The following is a 22,362-nucleotide window of genomic DNA, read 5'->3' on the forward strand; positions in this document are numbered from 1 at the left end:
ATCTGCTACCTCCATATCTGCTCAAAGATATGGAATCACGGATCAGAAAACTGGGGAAGACTGAATCTGATAAAGCCAGACGCGCTCTAGCAATTCTCGCGGAGTGGTTTCAGACCAGCCTTGAACACTCGGTAATACGTATGGAACGTGAAGCCATCACCGGTGTTTCCTACACTATGGTGGATAATAAACTTGTTAAGGTGAAATTATCCCCGGCCGAGGTCAGGCAAAATGCTTGGGCTGAAATGCTCAAAGTCATTCGCCAGCTACCTCGTCAGGAATCGCAACAGGTTTTTTTTCGCGCTAAGGAAATTGCCAATCGGAATGCTAGTTTAGGCTATTATGATGATCTAATAGACGCGATCACAGAAAGTATTGAACAGTCCTCGAACCAGCCAACGTCTTATGTATACGTTTCGCTCGCAGACCTACATGCGTTTCGTGCGGCGCCGGATTGGCGAGTTGAGTACTTTAAATCTGTTGATTCCGCAGCTCGGCTTCTTAGTAGTGAGCCGGAGACGGCCAGTTGGTATGAAGACTCAGTTACAGAAATGTATGAAACCGCCGTCGATTTAGATTTGGTGGATGAGGTTCGCCAAGTATTGATCAATTATGGCCTCGAACCTGGAAGTGATGATGGCCGTTAACTAGGCCAGTTCTTACGAGCGCTTTCTGCCTGTAGCCTGACGGCCAAAGTGCAGGTTGCATGGCAAAGTGCTCTGATTCACTCGCCCGGCCCAAGTGGCCGGGCTTTTTTGTTTGTAGATACGGGGAAACCCCAAGTTGTTCTCGTGAAACGGTGAAGTAGATAAGCGGGGCAGTCAGTTTTGTTGACTAGCATCCCCTACGAAGGGCTGGCCACTTCCCCCTCGGCCAGCCCTTTCTTCAAACGTTTGTGTACATTGACGTGATTCTTGAAGAACTGTTCAAGATGGTTACATGGATGGGCAGAACGGCTAGTTTCTGAAGCGCCATCCGCGATGGCGAGTTTCAGATTGAACCGACTAATCAACATAGCGACCACTGCTCGTTTGAGCCCACAGCCGCCGCCAATCTAGTTTATGTCTTTCGCTCACGCAGCAGGCCGCAAACGCGCGAAAGCGGAGGTTCAAAATCAAGTATCTGATTGTTGGTGAGCGGACAAAGCTTCCGTTCGCTGCGGTGGCTTCAAGGTTCGCTCTGCTCACGCAAGTCAGCCTCAAGCAACTTTGACCAGTGGTTTCTGTGCGTCACCCCATTTCTTCGGTGATTGCCCATACATGCGCCTGAACTCTCGGCTGAATTGGGAAGGGCTGACATAGCCAACGTCCATTGCGGCTTCGTTCACTGGCATCCCGCTTGCGATCTTCATGGCGGCGTTGTTGAGGCGCATCGTCTTGACGAATTGGATTGGAGCCATCGTCGTAACCTGCTTGAATTTGCGATGGAAGACGGCCCGGCTCATGCCCGCTCGGCTTGCCATGTCGTCAATCGAGATCGGCGCATCCAGATTTGACGACACGTGCGCAATGGAACGTGCGATGGCGTTGCCAGCACCGAATGCCTGCTGTGCGAAGGTACCAGCTTCTCCCTTCAGGATCGCATAGAGCACCTCACGCAATCGCGCCTCGCCGAGAACCGCTGTATCCGTCTCGCTGTATCCGAGCCGCAGTAGCCGCAGTAGCGCTTCCGTGAACCCATCGTCCCATCGCGCGAGCCTAATTCCCGGCTCCCGCAGTTCTCCTTTGACCGAAGGAAGAACGCCCCCGGCATTTTGCATCTCCATCACCAGTTCGGTCATAGCGCGTTGCTCAAGAGTGATCATGACCCCGTAGAGTGGGTGGTCATGCGAGGCCAAAGGCGTCCCCGCCTTGACCGGCATCGACATTGGGCAGCAGAGATATTGACTGTTGTCGTATTCGTATCTTCTTCCATCCAGTACGGCTTCCTTCACCCCACTCACGATGGCCACGATGCAGGGCTCGTAAACAGCTGGAACACAGGGGATTGAACGCGTGGCGCGAAACAGCCGTACTCCCTTGATGCCCGTCTCGGTCAAGCCGTCCGTTTCGGTTCGGCCTGCGATGATTTGCTTGATCTGATCCTTGCTCATAAGAGAGATGTAAAGGCTCCAGATCGATGCAGGCAACTACCTTGATACAATCGGGCAAGTATTTGCGATTATCTCGCCTGTTCTCGCGTTCTGGTGAGAGCTATCTGCATTTCCTAGGCGAAACACAATTCACTCGGTCCCCGCGCCAACGCAGATAGGAGACAAAAGATGCCAGACACCACATTCGGACCCAAAGGCTGGATGCCCGAGCGCCTCGATGACCTCTCCGGCAAGACCTACCTCATCACGGGTGCCAACGCCGGTGCCGGGTTCCAGGCCGCGCGGACGCTCTTAAAAAAGAACGCCAAGGTCGTGATGTTGAACCGCTCGGTTGAGAAGTCTCAGGCAGCTGTTGCGGACCTGAAAAGTGAGTTCGGCAGCAAAGCGGAAGTGAGCTTCATTCCGATGGACCTGGCCTCGCTCGCAAGCGTACGCAAAGCTGCGGAAGAAGTTCTGAATTCTGTTCCCCGGATCGATGCGCTCATCTGCAATGCTGCGATCGCGCAGGTGCCATCCCGCAAGCTGACAGAGGATGGGTTCGAAAGCCAGCTCGGCACCAACCACTACGGTCACTTCCTACTCTGCGGTCTTCTATTTAAGCGGGTCGAAGCCTCGAAAGGTCGGATCGTTGTTGTCGCAAGTCTCGGTTACAACATGGGCCTGAAGACGATCAAGTTCGACGACATGAACTGGGAAGAGGGTTACGGGCCTAACACCGCATACTCTCAAAGCAAGCTGGCACAAATGATGTTCGCTTTTGAACTACAGGACAGGCTTGCCGCTGCTGGGCGCACGGAGGTCGAAGTCTATGTCTGCCACCCCGGCTCGTCGGCAACATCGCTGATCAGCACAAGTGGCAGCCGGACGATGCGTTTCATCTGGTGGCTCATGACCAAAACACCGATGGTTCAAACAGCCGAGCAAGGGTCCTATCCCGAAATCATGTGCGCCACCGAAGAGACTTTGACCGAACAACGCGCACTCTACGGACCAACAGGCCGCTTAGAAGCCGTTGGCCCGGTCGGCAAGGGTACATTGAACCCACACGCGTATGACAAAACCGTCATGGCAAAGCTTTGGGAGGTCACGGAACAAGAAATAGGCTTGAAGTGGGAGATTTGATCCAACGGGTCCCGTGCGGCTGGTGATGCTTCACCCACAATAGGACATTCGTGCACCGTGCAGCATTTAGTAGAATGGGCTCGAACCAGACCTTAGATGCGGCGTACGCAAATGGCCACTTTGGGCCGACTAAGAGCTGTGGCAGATGAGAGCGAATGAAGGGGAGAAATCGGAAACCTCTTTAAGGCTCACTGAAGTGCTTCCTCAAATGCTCGAGAAACAAACGGACGCGGTGTGGTTGGAACGCTTTGTCGGGATAAACGCCAAAAACGCCGACGTCTGGAAATCTGTCATCCAGATAAACTGGAGACAGTTGCTGGGCCTCGACCAGGTCCAAGGCCATGATTTCCGGCAATAGCCCGATCCCGGTTCCCCGGATCAGTGCATCTCGGTAGATGTGGGTCTGGTTTATCACCATACGCCAGGGTTGCCGCAATTTGCGCAGGCCGGTCTTTGTTAACAGCGGCCAACTGTCGCCAAAGCGCGAGCCGCCGAACGCCAGACAGGCATGATTGTCGAGCTCTTGAACGGTGACCGGCACGCCATATCTTTCAAGATAGGATGGGGCAGCAAACAAACTCAGCCGGGTATCGGTCAGTTTGGTGACAATCAGAGAGCTGTCTTCAAGCGAGATCGCCAACCGGATCGCAAGATCGACATTTCCACTGACAAAATCAGTCTGATCATTCTCAAACACCAGATCGAACAACACTTGCGGATAGAGCTTTTGGAAGCTTTCAACGGCATCCATCAGCAGAGTGCCCATGCCTTCGGGCGCTGCCACGCGGACTATGCCCGAAGGACCGACGCCTTTTTGATCCGCAACATCCTGTTCCAGTTCCTCCATCTGGTCCAGCATGGTTTTGCAGCCATGATAGTAGCGCTGCCCAGCGTCGGTCACCTCCATCGACCGTGTGGTGCGGTTGATAAGCCTCAGACCCAGCATCGCCTCAAGATCGGCCACATGCCGACCCACGATTGCAGGGGTAACGTTCTGGTCCGCGGCAGCGGCTGCGAAGCTGCCCAGTTCAACCACGCGGGCGAAAACAGCCATCTTCCTGAGCTTATCCATTCGATACTTTCGGTAAGTTCTCTGTCGCATATTGCTCTAATTATATCTGCTTTCGTCAAGGATATATTGCCTCCAAAACAATAGGAGGCCCCTGCCATGAAACGCATTCTCACAGCCCTTGCGGCCGCAACCACTTTTGCGAGCGCCGCGACCGCCGCTGATGACGAGATGAAACCTGTCATGACCGAGCTGAAAGACGGTGTCTATCAGTTCCACATGGCGCATTATTCCAGTCTGATCGTGATCACCGGTGACGGCGTCGTCGTCGTGGATCCCAACCAAGAATTCCGCGCCGAAGCAATGCGCTCCGAAATTGCAAAGCTGACGGATCAGCCCGTGGTCAAGGTACTCTATTCCCATCCCCATTTCGACCATTCCCGCGGGGGACAGATCTTCAAGGACGAAGGCGCCGAGTTCATCACGCATGAAGGGTGCGCCGAATTGCTGGGCCGTGATCTGGAAAACCGGGTCGTGCAACCAGACGTGACCTACGAAGGGGACGAATACCGGATCGAGCTCGGCGGCAAGGTGGTCGAAATGCACTACTACGGCTCAAATGATGGACAGTGCAACAGCGCCATCTACATGCCAGAAGACAAGGTTCTTATGGCGGTCGATTGGCACCTTCAGGGGTTTGTGAACCTTCCCAGCCGCCTGAACACGCACGACTATGTGGGCTCGCTGAACACACTACGTCGCGTGACGACCGAACTGGACTTCGACACAGTCGTATCAGGCCACATGCCAACGTCCTCACCCGAGCAACTGGCCGAGGATTTGGCTTTCAACGAGGCGCTGTTCAAAGCCGTGTCCGAAGGTCTTGCCGCGGGCAAGACGGTCGAGGAATTGAAAGAAACGGTCAAGCTGCCTGAGTTCAGCCACTGGTTCATGTATGACCAGAACCTGTCTGCCCATGTGGAGCGCATGGCCTATTCGATCTGGCATGGCCACTGACCTGAACAGACCGGGCAGGTTCACTGCCTGGTCCTGCCCCACCCAAATGACCCGAAAACGGAGCATGACATGCCCAAGAAAACCGAAACTACTGGCAAGAAGACAGTCATCAGCGGCTGGCATGAAGGCCGCAAGTATTTCATGGCCGAAAACGAATACACCTCGGTCGCGGCTGGCAAAGAGGACACCCAGTCCGAGTATGTCTTCGGCGCGGGCGAAATCGCGCCCGGTAGTTGCATCCCCAATCACTACCACAAGTGGGAAGACCAGACCTTTCACATCATCGAAGGTGACCTTGAGGTCAAAATCGGCGATGAGGTTTTCAGGGCCGGGCCCGGTGCCAGCATCCAATGCCCGCGCGGTGTCTCCCACTACATGAAAAACGTGGGCGATACCACCGCCAAGCTGATCAGCTACATCTTCCCCGGCGATTGGGCCGAGGACTTCATGGCCGAAACGTCTCGCCAGAATGAAACCGGCGTGCGAGATCTGAAGCTGATCGAGGAACGTTTTGGCGTTGTCTACCTGTGAGGGTCGCGGAGTGACTTCAATGAAACTCTTTGTCTTTGAAACCTGTCCATTTTGCGTGCGTGCCCGCATAATGGCTGGCCTGAAGGGTCTGTCGCCCGAACTCGTCTATGTGGCGCCGGGGCAGACTCCAGCCGAGCTTGAGGGCAGGGTCGACAGATTGACCGTTCCGATTATGGTGGATGGTGAGACACTGATTCAGGACAGCACAGAAATCATTCGTCATTTCGACTCAATTGGCACACAATTGCTGCGGTCGTATGGCACCGGCCCGGAACTGGAGGAATGGCGCGAGACGATATCCTCGGCACTGAACGCCCTGTGCTATCCGCGTATGCCGCGCTTGAATGTTCCCGAACTGGCATCTTCTGAGGCCTTGGCCTTCTTCGAAAATGCTATGCCAGAGCGGATCGGCATGGCATTTGCGGATGCACTTGTGCAAACTCCGCAGCTTGTTGATGAGGTTCAAGCTGCGCTTCCCCAGGTCGCTCAGTTTCTGACCGCCGGGAATATCAGTTTCGACACACTGGCTGCTCTGGCGGAACTGCGAAGCCTGACCATGGTCGCGGAACTCGATTTTCCCGAACAGGTTTCAGTGCCGTTTTGTGTATTAATGGCCCGAGCGGGCGTCGCACCGTTCACCTCCGTGGCGGCTTAAGATAGCTCTTGTAGAACCCGATGAGGTCCCTTGTGAGGATTGCGATTGGCAGCTTAGTGGCATCGGAACCGAAAAACTGACAAGTGTCCGCTTACGGGAAGTTGCAATGCGGTGGAGAGCCGAGCAGCAAATGACAGCTTTGGGCCGAAATCTACTTGCGGAATTGAAATAGTTGTTTCGGCATGTTCGTTCATGGCATCGCGTTCTCAAACTACTCGGTCATTCTTGTTTGGCCTGAACATCCAAATGTCGAATTAGAACTCTTGGGATGGACGGCTAAAACCTACTGTGATCCTATGCTGTCGCAGTTCATGGGCATTCAATGCGATCAGCTTCGTATATTGTAGGTATTTTGGTAGCCATTGCCGCCAGCATTGGCCTTTATTTGGTTTCTTACCAGTACTTCGTTTCGGAGGAGCTTTCGAAAGCTCAGGGTCGGCTCTCTCTTTACCAAAGCTCGGTAAACAGCGAACTCGAAAGATTTTCCCACCTCACATATGTGCTGTCACAGGATTCCTTTGTGATTGGAACAGCTGAAGGAGACGGCACCGGAACTTTAAACCAACGCCTCGAGGATTTTGCGGCGCAGGCGGGGCTGGATGCGATCTACCTGATGGACGAAGACGGGATCACGATTTCCGCATCGAACTACCGCGACACTGGGAGCTTTGTTGGCCAGAACTACGCTTTCCGCCCGTATTTCCAAACTGCCATTTCTGGTAAACAAGGCCGCTTCTATGCCATCGGGGCAACGACTGGTCTGCCAGGCTATTTCATTGCCAATGCAGTGCTTGACGACCAGGGAGCTTCAACTGGCGTTATAGCGATTAAGATCGATTTCTCTGATCTTCAGGATAGTTGGAAAAACTCGGGCGAACAGGTTCTTTTAGCCAATGAAGACGGGGTCGTTCTGCTTTCTTCGAACTCAGATTGGCAATATCGCGCGTTAACGCCATTGTCAGAACCACAGCAAGAACGGATTCGAGATGCCAGGCAGTTTCCGGGGCAAGACTTAGATGCGTTGGATTGGGTTGAGTTGCCGGGAGATCAGGCCAGAATTGCGGGGGCGAAGAGCCTGCATCTTGCAGCTACGGATTTACCCGATGGCTGGTCGCTTCACTATTTTGCAAGTGACGATCAGGCCGTTGCGCGCAGTTGGCTTGTAACATCAGTTTTTGTCCTTTTGGCGGGGCTCGCATTTATCTTCTTTCAGATACAACGCGCAAGGCGCGTAGGCGCGGCCTTGGTGCGGTCCGAAGAGGAAGAAGCAAAGCTGCGGGAGGCAAATGAAAGGCTCGCTATCGAAATCGACGACCGCAAGACAGCCGAGCGGAACCTCAAACGCACCCAGGGGGAATTGGAGCGCGCAAGCCGACTGGCAGCTCTGGGGCAACTATCCGCGTCGGTCACGCATGAACTGGGCCAGCCGATCGCTGCGATGCGCAATCACCTGGTGGCAGAAGAGATCTCATCTTCCAGTGGGTCTAAGCTACCGCAAAAAATTGGAAATCTGGTCGACAGGATGGAAGGGATCACGCGCCAATTGCGGTTCTTCGCGCGCTCAGAGAGCGAGGCGTTCGACGACGTAGACTTATGCACTTCGGTCAATGCCGCGTTGGCTCTGGTTGCGCCAAACATCGAGCAGGGCAAGGTGAAAATCTCAGTTGATGCGCCGACCGGTCCGGTTTTTGTCCGGGGCAATGCACTGCGGATCGAACAAGTCGTCACTAATCTTTTGCGCAATGCGATTGACGCGATGGATGAAGTGGATGCACCTGAAATCCATATCGCTGTCACAGCTTCTGATGATGAAGCAGCGTTGGAAATTCAGGACAACGGTCATGGGTTGGGCGAGGCAACGTTGGCTGAGTTGCAAGAGCCATTTGTAACCACAAGAGAGAGCGGGAAAGGCATGGGCTTGGGACTGGCCATTTCCACCAGCATTGTCAAAGATCACGATGGCAAGATGACGGCCCGAAATCGTGATGGTGGCGGAACAGTTTTTCGTGTCACCTTCCCGATGGCCTTGATGACTGAAGAAATGAACGAATGACCCAGCAGCAACCTTTCAAAGTTCTGGTCGTTGATGATGACAAATCGATGCGACAATCGCTTGTCGAGTTGCTCGAGGCCGCCGGCTGGACTGTTAGCGCCCTGTCGCGCGCAACCCACGTGACGGAACATCTGGCCAACGCCTCGCCCGATGTCATTTTGTCTGATGTGCGTATGCCCGGCATGTCGGGACTTGAATTGCTGGCCAGCCTGGACAGGCATGTGGCGCCTCCGGTGGTATTGATTTCGGCACATGGTGACATCCCGATGGCGGTTCAAGCTATACAAGACGGGGCGTATGGGTTCATCGAAAAGCCATATGAGCCACGGCGATTGCTTACGGTGCTTAGGCACGCGGCTGAACAAAACCGAATGCGAAGAAGCAATGCCCGCCTCAAAGACCGGCTGTTCAAACTGTCAGGGTTGGATCGCATCCTGCTGGGGCAAACAGACGCCATTACAGACTTGCGACAAGAAGTACTTGACCTTGCCGATACTTCGGTTGCGGTTTTGTTGCAGGGGGATACCGGCACCGGGAAAGAGCTGGTTGCCCATGCTTTACATGATTTGGGCCGCTCGCCGGAGGCACCGTTTCTGGCGTTGAATTGCGCCGCATTGTCTGCCGATACGTTTGAAGCGGAAATGTTCGGCGTCGCGGGTGAATCCGACGGAAGGCTTGTGGCGGCATCGGGCGGAACCTTGTTTCTGGACGAAATCTGCTCATGCCCACCAGCAGCGCAGGCCAAGCTGTTAAGGGTCATCGAAGATCAGCAGGTGCTGCCGGTGGGGGCTGTGTCGCCGGTGCCAGTAAGCTTCAGGGTCGTGTCCGCAACCAACGAAGATGTTGTACTGGCAGCCGAGGAAGGCCGCCTGCGTCAAGACCTTTTGTTTCGACTGAACACTGTTGTCCTATCTTTACCTCCGCTACGTCAAAGACGGGATGATCTGGTTCTGTTGGCAACGCATTTCTTGAACGAATACGCGCAGGTTTATGAGATAGATGCGCCAGAACTTGATCAGGACGATTTGGCCGCTCTGCTTGCACATAGCTGGCCCGGGAATGTACGTGAATTGCGCCATGTCTGCGAACGGCGTATTTTGGCGGCCCGACGCGGAGGAGGGTCGGTGGCCCAGGCTATCCAAAGCGATCAGCACTTCGACGAAGTGCCGGATACGCTGCGCGAAGCGGTAGCTGCTTTTGAACGCGAGCTCATCGGCAAAGCCATCAAGGCACATAAAGGCCGCATGGAAGCAGCCGCCGAAGCGCTTGGGATTGGCCGCCGGACGCTCAACGAAAAGATCGTCAAACTCGGTCTCGATAAAGAGGCGCTCTTGTAAGCGAAACCACTCTGCGGATATCCGCAGGGACTCCGATTGTTCACACGCATTTTCCTTCATAGGCAGGCTGCTGCACATCCTGGATACTCCACCCAAGCGAATTGCGTGATCTGGGAGGAGCCATTATGCGCAAACATCTTAACCGGGCGGCCATTGCTGCCCTGTCACTGACCGTTGCATCCGAAGCACTGGCCGTCGAATGGAACGTTTCCCTGTGGGGCAAGCGTCGTGCCTTTACCGAACACGTCGAGAAACTTGCCGAACTGGTGAGCGAAAAGACGGGCGGTGAGTTCACACTCAACATCAGCTATGGCGGCCTGTCGAAGAACAAAGAAAACCTCGACGGGATTTCGATCGGTGCGTTTGAAATGGCCCAGTTCTGCGCTGGCTATCATCGCGACAAAAACCCCTCGATCACGGTTCTGGAACTGCCGTTTCTGGGTGTGACATCGCTGGACCAAGAGGTCGACCTGTCTATGGCTGTCTACCAACACCCGGCCGTTGTCGAGGATCTGGCCCGCTGGGATGCTACGCTCCTGATGCCGTCGCCGCTGCCGCAGTACAACCTTGTTGGCGTCGGTGAAGCACCTAAATCCCTAACCGATTTCGAAGGTCTGAGCGTTCGGGCGACTGGCGGCATCGGTAAAGCGATGGAGACTGTTGGGGCAGTTCCGACCTCGATGTCTGCATCCGAAGTGCGTCAGGCAATGGATAGCGGCATCGTCAAAGCGGTCAGCTTTGCGCCACACGCGCATATGTCCTTTGGCACCATTGAAAATGGTACGTGGTGGACGACGAACCTCAATCCCGGCACCGTCAACTGCCCTGTCGTGGTGAACACGCTGGCACTGGAAGATCTGTCTGACGAACACCGCGAAGCTCTGCTGGGGTCGGTGGATGAGGCACTGGATCACTACGTGAGCCACTACCAGACCAAAACGATGGAAGCGTGGGGCCCTGAGCTGGATCAACGCGGCATCGAACGGGTCACTTTCAGTGATGAAGAAATTGCAGCGTTCAAAGAAGCCGCTGCCGCCCCCGCAGCCGAGGCCTGGATTGCAGAAAACACCGAGCGCGGCCTGCCAGCACAAGAGCTTTATGACCTTGTGACTGGCAAGATCGCAAACGGCAGCTAATCCACTCACTGCCCGGCGTCAGCTTGATTGGCGTCGGGTTCTTTCTTTCCTGACAGCGGAGTACAAAGATGGCCGGGTCATCCCAGGTGCTGTCCGACGACAGCCGTCTCAGCATTCTCGATCAACATCTCTACAAACTGGAAAGCTTTCTGGCCCTGATCAGCGGTCTTGCAGTTTTCTCGCTGATGGTCATGGCCGTAGTCTCCGTTGGTGGTCGGAATTTCGCCAATGCGCCACTTCCTGGTTACGTGGACTGGATCGAGCAGGCCATGCCGTTAATCGCCTTCATGGGGATTTCCTATGCGCAGCGCGATGGCGGCCACATACGAATGGACATGGTCGTTGGAGCGCTTAAAGGCCGGACGCTCTATATCGTTGAGTTTATCACGACCGCTGTCATTCTGGCGCTGATCGTCTTGCTGATCTGGGGGAGCTGGGCACATTTCGCACGCAGCTTTGACTTTGGTGCGCCACTCTGGAGCCGCGACAGCTCTATCGACATAGGTATCCCGTTGTGGCCCGCAAAGCTGTTGGCCCCCGTCGCCTTTAGCGTGCTTTGCCTAAGGCTTGCTCTACAGCTCTGGGCCTACGGGCGCGCGATCCGGCACCCCAATCAGGCACCTATTGCCGTCCCACTAATAGCCGATGCAGCCACTCAAGCTGCAATGGAAGCCGAGCACGTCTCGGGCCACGACAACTGAGGTTAAATCTGATGGAACCCATTGATATTGGTCTGATCGTCTCGGGCGGTATGCTTGTTCTTGTGGTGTTTGGGATGCGTGTGGCGTTTGCCGCCGCGACAGCAGGCATGGTTGGTCTGATCTGGATCTTCTGGGCCAAGTTTGGGTATGATCCGGCGCGGTTCGGCAAGGCTGTGACTGTGGCCGTCAAAACAGCAGGGCAGGTGCCGCACTCCAAGATTTCAAGCCAAGCGTTGAGCCTTATCCCGACTTTCATCCTGATTGGCTACCTCGCCTATTACGCGGGCCTGACCAAAGCACTGTTCGAAGCCGCAAAGCGTTGGCTGGCATGGGTCCCCGGTGGGCTGGCGGTTTCGACCGTTTTCGCAACCGCTGGGTTTGCCGCGGTGTCTGGGGCCTCAGTAGCCACTTCCGCTGTGTTCGCCCGTATCGCCATCCCCGAGATGCTGAAGATCGGCTACGACAAGCGTTTTGCTGCAGGTGTCGTCGCTGCAGGCGGTACGCTCGCCTCGCTCATCCCGCCTTCGGCCATTCTGGTCATCTACGCGATTATTGTCGAGCAGGACGTGGGCAAACTGCTGTTGGCCGGATTCATCCCGGGCATGTTCTCGGCGGTAATTTATGGCTTGCTGATCATTGGCATGGCCGTCGTGATCAAAGGATTTGGTCCCGCAGTCACCGGATTTACATTGAAAGAACGTTTACTCTCTTTGCCGCCCGCATTGCCCATCGTGATTGTCGTCGTCACCATCATTTTCTTTGTCTACAACCCGTTCGGCGGCGATGCTTGGGGTACGCCAACCGAAGGCGGCGCAATTGGAGCCTTCGTGGTGTTCCTGATGGCGCTGTATCAGGGCATGCGCTGGTCCGAACTCAAAGACGCGCTTTTGGAAACCGCCAAGTTGAGCGTGATGATTTTTACGATCATCTGGGGCGTTTTGGTTTACGTTCGTTTTCTTGGTTTCGCCGAACTGCCAAGTGCATTCTCCGACTGGATCACCTCGCTTGAGATGTCACCGATGCTTATCCTGATCTGCATCCTTCTGGCTTACGCTGTACTGGGCATGTTCATGGATGCGATAGGTATGCTACTGCTGACGTTGCCGGTGGTTTATCCCGCCGTGATGGCGTTGAACGGTGGTGAGGCCGTAAGTGCAGCTGATAGTACCTTCGGTATGTCCGGGCCTATGTGTGCCATCTGGTTTGGCATTCTGGTTGTCAAAATGGCCGAGTTTTGCCTCATCACGCCACCTATTGGGCTGAATTGCTTTGTCGTGGCCGGCGTTCGTGATGACCTAAGCGTTCAGGATGTTTTTAAAGGTGTAACGCCTTTCTTTCTGGCGGATGCTGCGACCATCGCGATGCTCGTTGCCTTCCCCGCTATCGTTCTATGGCTTCCTGGTCAGGTTTGAATCACATGGGATGATTTTGGAGTTCGGTATGCCGGTGCAGCTAAGGCCTGCATCAATCAGCTGCGCTTCAGAATACATGACACTTGTTCAATGGCCGGTTTGGGCTGTCCGCGATCGAGAGCGGACACGATCCTGAGCAGATGCTGCACTGCCCCGATGTCCACAACGAGCCCTTTGTTCTTGATGCCGCACTACGCGTGAACGGTTACCGGTCTTAATGTTGCATAGATTGCCATGGCAATTCGGACCTTCACTGCACTACGCGTGAAGGTCCGCTTTGGGCCGTTCGCTTCAGTTAGCATATTCCGTTTCCGGCGCATTGCCGCTGTTCGCGGCCTCAGTTGTCGTACCTGCGGCGAAGGTCTGCTGTGTGGCCTTTCCTCAGTCTTGCTCCAAAAGTTGCAACTGCAGAGAGCGGCAGCAAAATCCCGCATGGCGGCCCTTCTAATAAAGCCTGACGTACGGCCGGATCACGCTACCGAACAACGTTGCTGAAGGAACTAAACTATGCTAGCTCAAATCATGTCTTGATTGTTTTCCAGTTAGTCGCACCCAACACGGATTTCTCCGTGTCTGTTGTCGTGCGAATTGAAAGGAATCCGAATGAGACGACCAGATTTACCACCAATCCAAGGCAGACGATTTGACGTCGAGATGCTCCAAGATGCAGCGCTTAGTCTGACCGAGCATGCTTCCAAGGGACCGACCTGGCTTAGACATAGAGGACGTGTTTCCTTCGTTGTTCTGACCGAGGAACTGTTCGAACAAATTTGGCCTGATCCACGGCGAGTATGGAGCGTTGATGACATGCCAATTCGCCACGAGCAAATGTTGCTTGAAGCGCTTGAAGCTTCGCTTTCTTACGACAATGAAGAATAGAGCATCGAACGAAGAAGCATGAGTGCGGGGTGGTCGGGAAGTCCAAAAGCCCTGACCACCCAATCAAGTCAGAAAAAGCCTACCTCGGCTGCAATAAATCGTTATCGGGTGAACCAAACACCCTCCAAAGCAGAAATGCACAACCAATTATGTTATCTGTTCTGAACAGACAGTTGGCAGGGAACGATGACAGAAATTGGCGATAGCCTCACTAGGGGTGCAAAAGAAGCACTAGATATTGCAAAGGGCAAAATGGAGCCTGCTAGCGTATTCCCACCTATTATAGAAAACGAGAGCGGCATACATACTTCCGATAGGACAACTATTCGCCGCACATCTTCGCGGGACAAAAAATCCACAAGATCGATCCAAGATTTGAATCCCAGAGCTAGCAAGGCCGAACTGCCAGGAAACAACTCTTTACTTTTCCTCGCGAGAATACTTTTCAAGATTGTTTTCCGCGTCTTTCAGGCTGTCCGTATTCTGTTGTCCGGTCGGCGCGCCGAGCGCGCGATAGATAGTCATCCGTGACACGCCCAGATCGCGTGCAATTTGGGCTTTTGATAAACCACTGGCCACAAGAGATCGAATATGTTGGTCATCTACTTGTTTACGTCTGCCACGATAGACACCTCTTTCCTTGGCGGCATCAATACCCGCTCTCTGTCTGTCGCGGATGAATTTCAGCTCCATATCAGCGACTATGCCGAGCACTGTTACCACAATTCGACCAATATCACCGGCTGTACTCACTTCCGGTTCAAGAACCCGCAGGGAAGCGCCCTTGGCATCCAGTTCATGTACTAGGTTCAGAACATCCCGGGTAGAACGACCTAGGCGATCAAGTCGATGCACAACCAGTTCATCGCCTTCGCGTAAGAATTCGAAGATGGTTTCCAGTTCCGTGCGCCCATCACGCGATGCGCCTGATCCTGTCTCAGACCGTACGATCTCGCACCCAGCTTTCTTCAGTGCTGCAGTTTGAATGTCGAGATCTTGGCTCGTGGCGCTGATTCTGGCGTATCCGATGCGGGGCATTTGGTATCTATCACATTAGGGTAGGGGTGATGTTCAATCTGTCACGTAGTTGAATTGACCACCCTAACGGGGCGGTGGATCGCATCACATCTAAGCGTATCTTTGTGGTGCACCCAATTGTTACATGGAGATGTGCAACCCATCGAAATTGAACGCAGCGTTCTGACACGGCAGGATGTTTGATTTTTCATGGTCGCCAACTCCTCGCTGATCGTGCATAGACGTCAGGAAGTTCTGTTGGTGACAGTTTGTTCAGGTGGCTCTCGTCAAACACAACCACATTGTTGGATAGAAATTGGTCAGTGTTCATCCGTTCCCTAGCTTCGAGGATGAACGGATGTTCAACCGCCAGTGCTGCCAGCAAGCCTCCTGTTTCGATATGCGCGGCTAATTCTCGCTGTAACGCCTGAAAGCTCAACGTATTGCCGCCATTGTCGGTACCAATGACAATAACGGGGGTGGTGAAACCCATGTTGCAAAGGTCATTTGCCCCATGGATGTCGACACATCCGTGGAGTTCGAGATTTACTAACGCCAAGCCTCGTTGTGGGGTGATGTATTCTGGGAAAGCCTTGTCCTTTTTTCTGGTTCGGCAATTTGTAGTTTGTACTGGCACACGGATTCCGCGAGTCACTTGCCTTTGGTTTATTTGCCCAACGACAAATCGAAGATGACATGTGACGTTGTTATAGCGCGGACCACGATGTTATAGTATTGTCGTCAAAACCGTTTAATAACAAATGGTTGACTCGAATCCACTGGCAGCTTTCACTCTGCACAGAAGCTTCGAGATTTCAAGATGAACAACGCATATTCCAAATTGAAGGCCGACCTGGCTGCCGCTGGTGTGACACTCAGATCTATAGCAAGGGATCTCGAAGTTTCCCACACGGCAGTCACAGACGTAGCTAGGGGTGCTAGACGCTCCAAACGTATCGAGCAGGCAATAGCAATCCGCCTGAAAACGACTCCTGCCTCACTTTGGCCTGATCGATATGGGCAAAAGGGAGGTGCGACATGACCTGACGTAGAAAAGCAAAAGCCTATGTGCTCCAACACATAGGCTTTCACAAAGATTGAATGGCTGTTCGCAACCGTCATCTCGATCTTCTCCAATCCAATCTCAAAGTCAAGGCTGCCACTCGAAGTTTTCGAGCCTTCAAGTATGCCTTGCCTACAAGGAGCCGATCATGTCGAAAAACAACACTGCTCGCGATGAGCGCGAGTGGGCGCGGGCGTTTGCACTTCGCAGAGACCTTACCCCATATATTCAAACTGGTTTTCAGACCAAAGCAGCTGTGCAAGACTTTTGCAGGGCGCACAGTCTTTCGAGATCTGCTGCTTATAGGCTGCTTAAGCGAGCGCAACTTGATGATCGGGCATCTGCGTTGCGACGTTCGAAACCTGGCCCCAAAAGGATGAGTATCAAGCTCTGCGACGAGGCTGAGAAAGTTGTCAACGACTACCTTCGCAAGGAATTTCTTTCTCGAAACAAGATCTTGGTCGCAAAAGCTCTGAATGACATCAACCGAAAACTATCAGAATTGGGCCTCCCAGAAATCTCAAAGACAGCTTTGATCAACAGGATCAATGCGATCCCAGATCGAGTGATCAAGCTGAAACGCCACGGGAGCAGGGCGGCGCGACAAGCTTACCAAATCGTCCGTGGCAAGTATTTTGTAGAAGGTCCGCTTTCGGTTGTTCAGATTGATCATACGAAGCTGGACTTGATGGTCATCGATCCCATCACAGGAGAATGTCTGGGACGGCCGTATTTGACAGTCCTGTTAGATGTGGCGACGGCAATGCCAACAGGCATTTACCTGTCGATGGAAGCACCCTCCGCAATCAACCTATTGAAGGCCTTTCATCGATCCGTTTTTCCAAAGGCAGAATACCTTACAGAAATGGGTATTCCATATGAGTGGCCAGTGTATGGGTTGCCCCTCGTGATCAGCAGCGACAACGGGACCGACCTCAAATCTAAAGCCTTCAATTGGGGGCTGGAACAATACGGCGTCGAGCACATATTTCGCCCCGTGGCGCAGCCGCATCTCGGTGGGCACGTCGAGCGTTTCATAGGAACAATCCAGGCCTTCGTTCAGACCCTTCCTGGAACCACTTTTTCAAACACCAAAAAGAAGGGAACCTATCAACCCGAAAAGCAGGCGAGGCTTGCCTTGTTTGACGTTGAGAGACTCCTGCTCGAGTTCATACTTCGCGACTACGTCCATGATAAGAAGCGCCGGCTGCTGACGTCTCCTATGAATGCTTGGAATGTTAGCTGGCGCGAGTGTGTGTCCAGTCCACGACTGCCAAAAGATCCGGATCGGTTTCGCCTTGATTTTCTGCCGTTTGAGAGGCGCAAAATCCAGCGGGAGGGCCTTGAACTGTTCGGGATGTTCTATCGTTCGGAACAGCTACAAAAGATGAAAAACTGCGGCGTGAAGAGCGTTATACTCAAGTATGATCCCACTGACATTCGAACAGTATACATCAGTGCCGACGACGATGTCTTTCACGAAGCCCGGAGTGAGTATTTTCCGCGCGATCCAATGTCCCTCAATGAATGGAAAAAACACAACAAGCGCAAGGAAAAAAGGCTGCAAGCGGCAATGAACGCACCTGACCCTACCGTAGTTCACGATCACCGCAAACAGATCCTGGCGGAAGCAAATCGGCGCAAAAGGGCGATCAGTCGCTTCGACGGTCACCCTCAAACGCATGGTTGCGACATTCGCGATCTTCGTGACCCACGAGGCTTATCGGTGCCGGGTAAGTCGTCATGAACCATACTCCATCTCAACGCTTTCCAGATATGTCACAGGCATCGGTTCCAGAACGTATTCGCTACATTCGCAACGGCGCTTTTTTTGAGACATCAGCCATTCGCGCCTTTCGAAATCGATTGAATGAGTTGATCCATGAGCCCTTAGACTGCGAGAACAAGCTTGTTTTCTTGACCGCCCCGGCTGGAATGGGGCTGACCCGCATTATCAAGCAGTTTGCGGCCCAACACCCACCCGCGACTAAGGGACGAAGTGGTCAGCAAACAGTCCCGGTCGTAAACCAACTCATCCATCCAAGTGGCGACTTCGTTGATTATTGTGATGCACTTCGCGCGAACCTTGCCATCCCTGGCTACGGGGCTATGCCGCGCTATTCTTCCTACCGCAAAACTCTTGAACTTCTGGGACATCTAAAAACCAGACTCGTCATCTTGGAGGACTTTCACCGTACCTATAGCTTTCAGAAACGCCAGCAGATTTCTTATCAGAACTACGTCCACTACTTGATTTCCGAATACGATATCAGGGTCGTTCTCACAGGTGCTCCACGTATCTGGCGATGGGCATTGGAAGATGAACAAACACAGGGGCGATCTGTACACTATAAGTATCGCGCCTGGACGTATCGGGAAGATGATTTCATCGAGTTTCTTGACGGGTTTGAACGATGGTGCCCGGTGCAGGTAAAGGGGGCACTTTCCCGCGACCCAAAGCTCCGCAAGGCCATCATCAGGAAGTCGAATGGTATCTGCAAAAATGTGATGCAGGTGCTCACTGGTTTCGCGATCTATGCGATTGTGTCTGGCAGTGAGCGCTTGGATTTCGACACCTGGGTAAGCCATCGCAGTTAGGAACGGCCGTTATGAACGTCACACCCTATTCGATGGAAAGCTTGAATTCGTTCGTAGGTCGCGCGGCTTCGATGAATTCGACAGATCCCTTATCCTACCTTCGAGAGCTGTTTCCTTCAGCGAGATATCAGAGTTTCACGAGACTTCCCGAGGATCTGGATGAACTGGATCATGGTGTCATTTTGGCTGGCTTGAACGATGCTCTGGACCCGGAAAAACGCAGGCTGGAACTGCTGACCTTACCAGGCACCAACCCTGGCGTTCACACAAAGTGGCTGAGGCGGGCAGGGGGGAAACACTTGGGCTCGGACCGCTTCAGCAAGGCGCCTTCGTTTGCGTGGTGTCCGCGTTGCCTGCTCCGCGACCAGCTCAACGGCCATGACCAATTCTTGCGGTTGGCTTGGAGGATGACCACCCGGACATTCTGTTTGGCGCACCGGAGGCCGCTTACCACCCATTGCATGGCATGTCATGATCGCGAAGCTGAGCCGGCCTTCGTATTTGATGGCAGCAATGTCGTTCTCGCATGTAGTGCTTGCGGCTCACTCTATTCGACGCAGCTTGGATTACCCGACATGTCTTCTTCGACCGTCTTGGAACTGCGCGACAACCGTAATGTGCAGATAGCCTGGAATGAAGTAATCCACTTGGAATTGGCGCTTGAAAAGAGCCTATCAGTGCGATCAAGTACCAAGAACAAAAGCGAATTCCGAGACTTCACCTTGGCATTCGCCAATGTTCTGATGAGATCAATCCGGCTCGGCCGCGCGCCTATAGACCTCTTTTCTAGCGTCGCGTTTCCGGCGCAACCAAACCCCCGCAGCATCACCTCAATGGAACGGCCTTACCGCGCTTCTTCGATCGCCGTGCGCCGAAAAACTCATGGTCTGATCGCAACCATTCTAAAACGCCGAACGAACTTGTTTTCTATCAAAGGCGTATACGAAAAGCGTTGGGGCAGGGCACCTTTGATGCAAGAACTAAGATCCGAGCTGGAACCTGAGCAGAACAATGAACTTGATCGGCTATTGCTGCGGTTCCCGGCAAAGTGGTTTTGAAAACAGGGCAGGAAGGCCGATTTCTACCGCCCATTCTAAAAGTACGACAAGCCAACACGAAAGATGTCGTTAGTAGGTGCATACTTAACTTGCTTCATGTCATGTTCTCCTGGGAAGGCGAGATCCGTTCCCGCCTGCTGCGGGCGCGTAAGCTCAGAAACCGTCCGCTCAACCACTTTACCAAGCGTTTGAGTCCGATGCCGTTTCGGAATTCAAACTCTTCATAGTGAAAACGTCGCAAGGTTACGCCGTAGGGCCTCAAGGCTGCCCGGAGCGACTCCCGAAGGGAGGCTGGTCCGCAGAACGAAACCTTGGCTCGAGACAGACTTGGCCCAATCGCATCGGCAATCTTTTCTGCGCTGATACGTTGTCCCTCACTCGAGACCATAAGATGCAGATGCAGATTTGGTTTCACTTTCGACAATTCTTCGATTTCATCTAGATGCGGAGCGTCCGTTCGCGACCTGACACAATAGAATAGATGTACAGGCTCGTTACTCGCCTCCAATGCATCGGACCAGGCAAGAAAGGGCGTGATGCCGATACCTGCCGCGATCCAGACTTCCGCCCCTTTGCCGGCGTAGCGGAACCTGCCAAATGGCCCTTGAACACGCACCAACTGTCCCGTTTTCAATGCTCTGTTCAGGGTAGCAGTGTAATCCCCAAGAGATTTTATAGTCACGCGCAGTTCGCCGCCGGGTCCGATCTTTGAAAAACTGAACGGATGGGGTTCATTTTTTCCAGCACCTGTAAAACGCAGAACGCCAAACTGTCCGGGCAGCGGGCTGAGGCCTCTCTCCTCCGGCTCCAGTGTGATGGCCAATGCTCCGCCGGTGGTTTCAAGCTTTGAGATCTCATAGCAATATGACGGGCGCAACCTGTCCGGGAGTAACATCCACAGGTAGGCGACCATACCAACCACACAGAACGAACCTGTGTACAGCCCCGCAGGATCGGTCATCGCAAAGGGTTTCATGATAAGAAAGAAATGCAGAGCCCCAATTGCAAACAGGGCACCCATCGCTTTGTGCGACCACTTCCACAGGTGGTAGGGAATGAATGTCGCCACTGAGATGAGAACCAACAGCAAAAGGCCATACAGGCTTATTTCGCCGAGTGACTCAGCAAAGTCGTTTAATGCGGTTTCGCGGCCCAAAGCGGGTATTTCAGCGCCAATCGTATCGTGCATAAGGAGTGCCACCATAGCCACGATACCTGCCCATTTATGCAGGACGTAAACTCGGTCCAGCCCACCGAACAAATGCTCGACACCCCTCAGACGCGTGGACAGAACCTGACCCCACGCCATAAGGATAAGAGCGGCAAGACCCAAATACTGCGAGAACAATGCAGTATGGTCAGAGATACCTTTCAGCGACCACAGCTGGTATGCTGGGACAAGTGTCGTTGCACCAATCAGAATGAGGCCTACCGGATTCATGACAGCTCCTCTTTTTGAGAATTGGGGGTATTGCCCAGCAAGCTGTCCGCAAGCAGGTCATCGATAAATACGCTGAGAAGTTGCAGACGCCCCGTTACGCCTGCCTTTCGATAAACCGACGCGCATTGGGCTTTGATTGTGCCCTGTTTGGTATTCCTAAGCGCGGCAATTTCGGCGATCGAGTAACCTTTGATTGCAAAGATTGCCACTTCGCGCTCAGCGCTTGTCAAAGACCACAATCGAAAACGGGCTTCCAGAACTTCTCCGAAGGCACCGGTGGCTATTCTTACCTGATCTTCCAACTCGTTTTGGCGGCTGAGGATGTTTCGCAACTCGTAAGTCGTGAATGCCAATCCGCTCACAAGCGTAATTGCCACCATGGTCTCGACAAGATCGCTTTCCGCCATCGGGAAACTGGATGTAGGCCACAGAGTGTCCACAAAAATGTCCATGAGAAAATAAGCGCTGCAGACTGCTTGCACAGCGAAGAGAGACCAAAGGATGGAAACGCGCGTCATGGGTCGGTTCTCGGTATGTAGTTGGCACGCTCCCGAACAGAGCGTGCCAAGGTTTCATCAGCTGTCGTCAGAGGGTTCTTCCCGTTCGATCTCCAAAATCTCGCCGGATTCAGCGGAAACTTCGATCTCGTAAGCTTTGCCATCCATCGCAGCCTGCACTTCGATCTCGTCATCCTCAGTTTCTATCTTAGATATGACGTACCCTTTCGCTTCCAGCGCGGAGCGAATGGCGGTCTCTGAAGACCCCAGAACATCTCCGACGTTGACCTGTGCCCAAACCATCCCAGGTGTGGCGATAGCTGCCAGCAATGCCAGTTTGCCAAGCTTGTTCATTTGCATTCCTTTCAATGATGATTGCCACCGCAAGAATGCGGTCGGTCATATTTGAGAAGCTGTTGCGCACGACAAAATTGGCCTTTCGGCAGAATTCAAGCGGCATAGGCCAAAGGTTTATGCCTGCTACGACGCTTTATTCGGCCTAAACTGACAGAGCCTCTGCCAATTTTGCTACTTTGCCTGGCTCTGAAGCACTTGGAGAGAGTTTGTGGACCACCCTTGTGAGTGATTTGCGGTGGTCCACAGAGATAGCAGTCTTGGTAAGTTGCTATCTCGGGGCCACGAACAAGAAGGTGGTAGCGGCCCTTGAGAGTTTTCTTCCTAGAACTTCCACTCATAGGATGCCCAGAGGGCCTGAGTTGAAACGTCGGCCCCGAGGGTCGACCT

General features: G+C 53.5%; 22 protein-coding genes. 15 read left to right on the forward strand and 7 right to left on the reverse strand.

Going from position 1 to position 22,362, the window contains the following annotated elements; genetic code table 11:
* On the forward strand, positions 1-647 hold a 647-nt coding region (locus ACR0CW_RS22150; RefSeq protein WP_480789458.1), incomplete at its 5' end, for a hypothetical protein.
* A gap of 551 nt (positions 648-1,198) precedes the next feature.
* Here ACR0CW_RS22150 and ACR0CW_RS22155 read toward each other — a convergent pair.
* A complete protein-coding gene (locus ACR0CW_RS22155) occupies positions 1,199-2,092 on the reverse strand; it encodes an AraC family transcriptional regulator (RefSeq protein ID WP_480789459.1) in 894 nt (297 codons plus the stop codon).
* A 168-nt stretch (positions 2,093-2,260) separates the two neighbouring features.
* On the opposite strand from ACR0CW_RS22155, the gene ACR0CW_RS22160 reads away from it, so the two are divergent.
* Positions 2,261-3,214: an SDR family oxidoreductase gene (locus ACR0CW_RS22160; RefSeq protein WP_480789460.1), complete on the forward strand. Its 954-nt coding sequence runs from the start codon at positions 2,261-2,263 to the stop codon at positions 3,212-3,214.
* A 181-nt stretch (positions 3,215-3,395) separates the two neighbouring features.
* On the opposite strand, the gene ACR0CW_RS22165 is transcribed toward ACR0CW_RS22160, so the two are convergent.
* Positions 3,396-4,268: a LysR substrate-binding domain-containing protein gene (locus ACR0CW_RS22165; protein WP_480789461.1), complete on the reverse strand. Its 873-nt coding sequence runs from the start codon at positions 4,266-4,268 to the stop codon at positions 3,396-3,398.
* 114 nt (positions 4,269-4,382) lie between these two features.
* Here ACR0CW_RS22165 and ACR0CW_RS22170 point away from each other — a divergent pair, with 114 nt between their 5' ends.
* From ACR0CW_RS22170 to ACR0CW_RS22210, 9 genes are all read left to right on the forward strand, one after another.
* Entirely contained in the window at positions 4,383-5,240 is an 858-nt protein-coding gene (locus ACR0CW_RS22170) for an MBL fold metallo-hydrolase (RefSeq protein ID WP_480789462.1), read from the forward strand.
* A gap of 69 nt (positions 5,241-5,309) precedes the next feature.
* Positions 5,310-5,771, forward strand: coding sequence for a cupin domain-containing protein (locus ACR0CW_RS22175; RefSeq protein ID WP_155148134.1), 462 nt, complete (start codon positions 5,310-5,312; stop codon positions 5,769-5,771).
* Between the two features lie 19 nt (positions 5,772-5,790).
* Positions 5,791-6,426 (forward strand): glutathione S-transferase N-terminal domain-containing protein, encoded by a 636-nt coding sequence (locus tag ACR0CW_RS22180; protein WP_480789463.1) that lies wholly within the window; start codon positions 5,791-5,793, stop codon positions 6,424-6,426.
* A gap of 322 nt (positions 6,427-6,748) precedes the next feature.
* Positions 6,749-8,479 carry a sensor histidine kinase gene (locus ACR0CW_RS22185; RefSeq protein ID WP_480789464.1) on the forward strand — a complete coding sequence of 577 codons (1,731 nt, stop codon included), beginning with the start codon at positions 6,749-6,751 and terminating at the stop codon, positions 8,477-8,479.
* A complete protein-coding gene (locus ACR0CW_RS22190) occupies positions 8,476-9,816 on the forward strand; it encodes a sigma-54-dependent transcriptional regulator (protein WP_480789465.1) in 1,341 nt (446 codons plus the stop codon). The genes ACR0CW_RS22185 and ACR0CW_RS22190 overlap by 4 nt, the downstream gene beginning before the upstream one ends.
* A 125-nt stretch (positions 9,817-9,941) precedes the next feature.
* Positions 9,942-10,952 carry a TRAP transporter substrate-binding protein DctP gene (gene dctP, locus ACR0CW_RS22195; protein WP_480789466.1) on the forward strand — a complete coding sequence of 337 codons (1,011 nt, stop codon included), beginning with the start codon at positions 9,942-9,944 and terminating at the stop codon, positions 10,950-10,952.
* Between the two features lie 68 nt (positions 10,953-11,020).
* On the forward strand, positions 11,021-11,653 hold the full coding sequence (locus ACR0CW_RS22200; RefSeq protein WP_480789467.1) for a TRAP transporter small permease subunit: 633 nt from the start codon (positions 11,021-11,023) through the stop codon (positions 11,651-11,653).
* 11 nt (positions 11,654-11,664) lie between these two features.
* A complete protein-coding gene (locus tag ACR0CW_RS22205) occupies positions 11,665-13,065 on the forward strand; it encodes a TRAP transporter large permease (protein ID WP_480789468.1) in 1,401 nt (466 codons plus the stop codon).
* 603 nt (positions 13,066-13,668) lie between these two features.
* A complete protein-coding gene (locus ACR0CW_RS22210) occupies positions 13,669-13,944 on the forward strand; it encodes a hypothetical protein (protein WP_480744480.1) in 276 nt (91 codons plus the stop codon).
* 420 nt (positions 13,945-14,364) lie between these two features.
* On the opposite strand, the gene ACR0CW_RS22215 is transcribed toward ACR0CW_RS22210, so the two are convergent.
* Positions 14,365-14,982, reverse strand: coding sequence for a recombinase family protein (locus tag ACR0CW_RS22215; protein ID WP_480789469.1), 618 nt, complete (start codon positions 14,980-14,982; stop codon positions 14,365-14,367).
* A 187-nt stretch (positions 14,983-15,169) separates the two neighbouring features.
* On the reverse strand, positions 15,170-15,454 hold the full coding sequence (locus ACR0CW_RS22220; protein WP_480744475.1) for a hypothetical protein: 285 nt from the start codon (positions 15,452-15,454) through the stop codon (positions 15,170-15,172).
* Between the two features lie 327 nt (positions 15,455-15,781).
* Here ACR0CW_RS22220 and ACR0CW_RS22225 point away from each other — a divergent pair, with 327 nt between their 5' ends.
* The 4 genes from ACR0CW_RS22225 (at position 15,782) to ACR0CW_RS22240 (ending at position 19,680) form a co-directional block, all read left to right on the forward strand.
* Positions 15,782-16,003 (forward strand): helix-turn-helix domain-containing protein, encoded by a 222-nt coding sequence (locus ACR0CW_RS22225; protein ID WP_480789470.1) that lies wholly within the window; start codon positions 15,782-15,784, stop codon positions 16,001-16,003.
* Positions 16,004-16,172: 169 nt separating this feature from the next.
* On the forward strand, positions 16,173-17,771 hold the full coding sequence (locus tag ACR0CW_RS22230; protein ID WP_480789471.1) for a transposase: 1,599 nt from the start codon (positions 16,173-16,175) through the stop codon (positions 17,769-17,771).
* Positions 17,768-18,622 carry a TniB family NTP-binding protein gene (locus ACR0CW_RS22235; RefSeq protein WP_480789472.1) on the forward strand — a complete coding sequence of 285 codons (855 nt, stop codon included), beginning with the start codon at positions 17,768-17,770 and terminating at the stop codon, positions 18,620-18,622. Before ACR0CW_RS22230 ends, ACR0CW_RS22235 begins: the two co-directional genes overlap by 4 nt.
* Before the next feature lie 11 nt (positions 18,623-18,633).
* Positions 18,634-19,680, forward strand: a complete 1,047-nt coding sequence (locus tag ACR0CW_RS22240; RefSeq protein WP_480789473.1) for a TniQ family protein — start codon at positions 18,634-18,636, stop codon at positions 19,678-19,680.
* A 94-nt stretch (positions 19,681-19,774) separates the two neighbouring features.
* Here ACR0CW_RS22240 and ACR0CW_RS22245 read toward each other — a convergent pair whose 3' ends face one another.
* The 3 genes from ACR0CW_RS22245 to ACR0CW_RS22255 form a co-directional block, all read right to left on the reverse strand.
* Entirely contained in the window at positions 19,775-21,121 is a 1,347-nt protein-coding gene (locus tag ACR0CW_RS22245) for a ferredoxin reductase family protein (protein ID WP_480789474.1), read from the reverse strand.
* Positions 21,118-21,573: a helix-turn-helix transcriptional regulator gene (locus tag ACR0CW_RS22250; protein ID WP_480744462.1), complete on the reverse strand. Its 456-nt coding sequence runs from the start codon at positions 21,571-21,573 to the stop codon at positions 21,118-21,120. The genes ACR0CW_RS22245 and ACR0CW_RS22250 overlap by 4 nt, the downstream gene beginning before the upstream one ends.
* A gap of 123 nt (positions 21,574-21,696) precedes the next feature.
* Positions 21,697-21,972 carry a PepSY domain-containing protein gene (locus ACR0CW_RS22255; RefSeq protein WP_480744459.1) on the reverse strand — a complete coding sequence of 92 codons (276 nt, stop codon included), beginning with the start codon at positions 21,970-21,972 and terminating at the stop codon, positions 21,697-21,699.
* Between the last annotated feature and the right edge of the window lie 390 nt (positions 21,973-22,362).

This window comes from Ruegeria sp. CH6 (assembly GCF_056537005.1).

Coding starts and splice junctions, on each gene's coding strand:
- ACR0CW_RS22175 (WP_155148134.1), top strand. CDS start 5,310: ATGCCCAAGAAAACCGAAACTACTGGCAAGAAGACAGTCATCAGCGGC.
- ACR0CW_RS22170 (WP_480789462.1), top strand. CDS start 4,383: ATGAAACGCATTCTCACAGCCCTTGCGGCCGCAACCACTTTTGCGAGC.
- ACR0CW_RS22240 (WP_480789473.1), top strand. CDS start 18,634: ATGAACGTCACACCCTATTCGATGGAAAGCTTGAATTCGTTCGTAGGT.
- ACR0CW_RS22255 (WP_480744459.1), bottom strand. CDS start 21,972: ATGAACAAGCTTGGCAAACTGGCATTGCTGGCAGCTATCGCCACACCT.
- ACR0CW_RS22180 (WP_480789463.1), top strand. CDS start 5,791: ATGAAACTCTTTGTCTTTGAAACCTGTCCATTTTGCGTGCGTGCCCGC.
- ACR0CW_RS22185 (WP_480789464.1), top strand. CDS start 6,749: ATGCGATCAGCTTCGTATATTGTAGGTATTTTGGTAGCCATTGCCGCC.
- dctP (WP_480789466.1), top strand. CDS start 9,942: ATGCGCAAACATCTTAACCGGGCGGCCATTGCTGCCCTGTCACTGACC.
- ACR0CW_RS22200 (WP_480789467.1), top strand. CDS start 11,021: ATGGCCGGGTCATCCCAGGTGCTGTCCGACGACAGCCGTCTCAGCATT.
- ACR0CW_RS22235 (WP_480789472.1), top strand. CDS start 17,768: ATGAACCATACTCCATCTCAACGCTTTCCAGATATGTCACAGGCATCG.
- ACR0CW_RS22160 (WP_480789460.1), top strand. CDS start 2,261: ATGCCAGACACCACATTCGGACCCAAAGGCTGGATGCCCGAGCGCCTC.
- ACR0CW_RS22215 (WP_480789469.1), bottom strand. CDS start 14,982: ATGCCCCGCATCGGATACGCCAGAATCAGCGCCACGAGCCAAGATCTC.
- ACR0CW_RS22250 (WP_480744462.1), bottom strand. CDS start 21,573: ATGGACATTTTTGTGGACACTCTGTGGCCTACATCCAGTTTCCCGATG.
- ACR0CW_RS22245 (WP_480789474.1), bottom strand. CDS start 21,121: ATGAATCCGGTAGGCCTCATTCTGATTGGTGCAACGACACTTGTCCCA.
- ACR0CW_RS22190 (WP_480789465.1), top strand. CDS start 8,476: ATGACCCAGCAGCAACCTTTCAAAGTTCTGGTCGTTGATGATGACAAA.
- ACR0CW_RS22205 (WP_480789468.1), top strand. CDS start 11,665: ATGGAACCCATTGATATTGGTCTGATCGTCTCGGGCGGTATGCTTGTT.
- ACR0CW_RS22210 (WP_480744480.1), top strand. CDS start 13,669: ATGAGACGACCAGATTTACCACCAATCCAAGGCAGACGATTTGACGTC.
- ACR0CW_RS22165 (WP_480789461.1), bottom strand. CDS start 4,268: ATGGCTGTTTTCGCCCGCGTGGTTGAACTGGGCAGCTTCGCAGCCGCT.
- ACR0CW_RS22230 (WP_480789471.1), top strand. CDS start 16,173: ATGTCGAAAAACAACACTGCTCGCGATGAGCGCGAGTGGGCGCGGGCG.
- ACR0CW_RS22220 (WP_480744475.1), bottom strand. CDS start 15,454: ATGGGTTTCACCACCCCCGTTATTGTCATTGGTACCGACAATGGCGGC.
- ACR0CW_RS22225 (WP_480789470.1), top strand. CDS start 15,782: ATGAACAACGCATATTCCAAATTGAAGGCCGACCTGGCTGCCGCTGGT.
- ACR0CW_RS22155 (WP_480789459.1), bottom strand. CDS start 2,092: ATGAGCAAGGATCAGATCAAGCAAATCATCGCAGGCCGAACCGAAACG.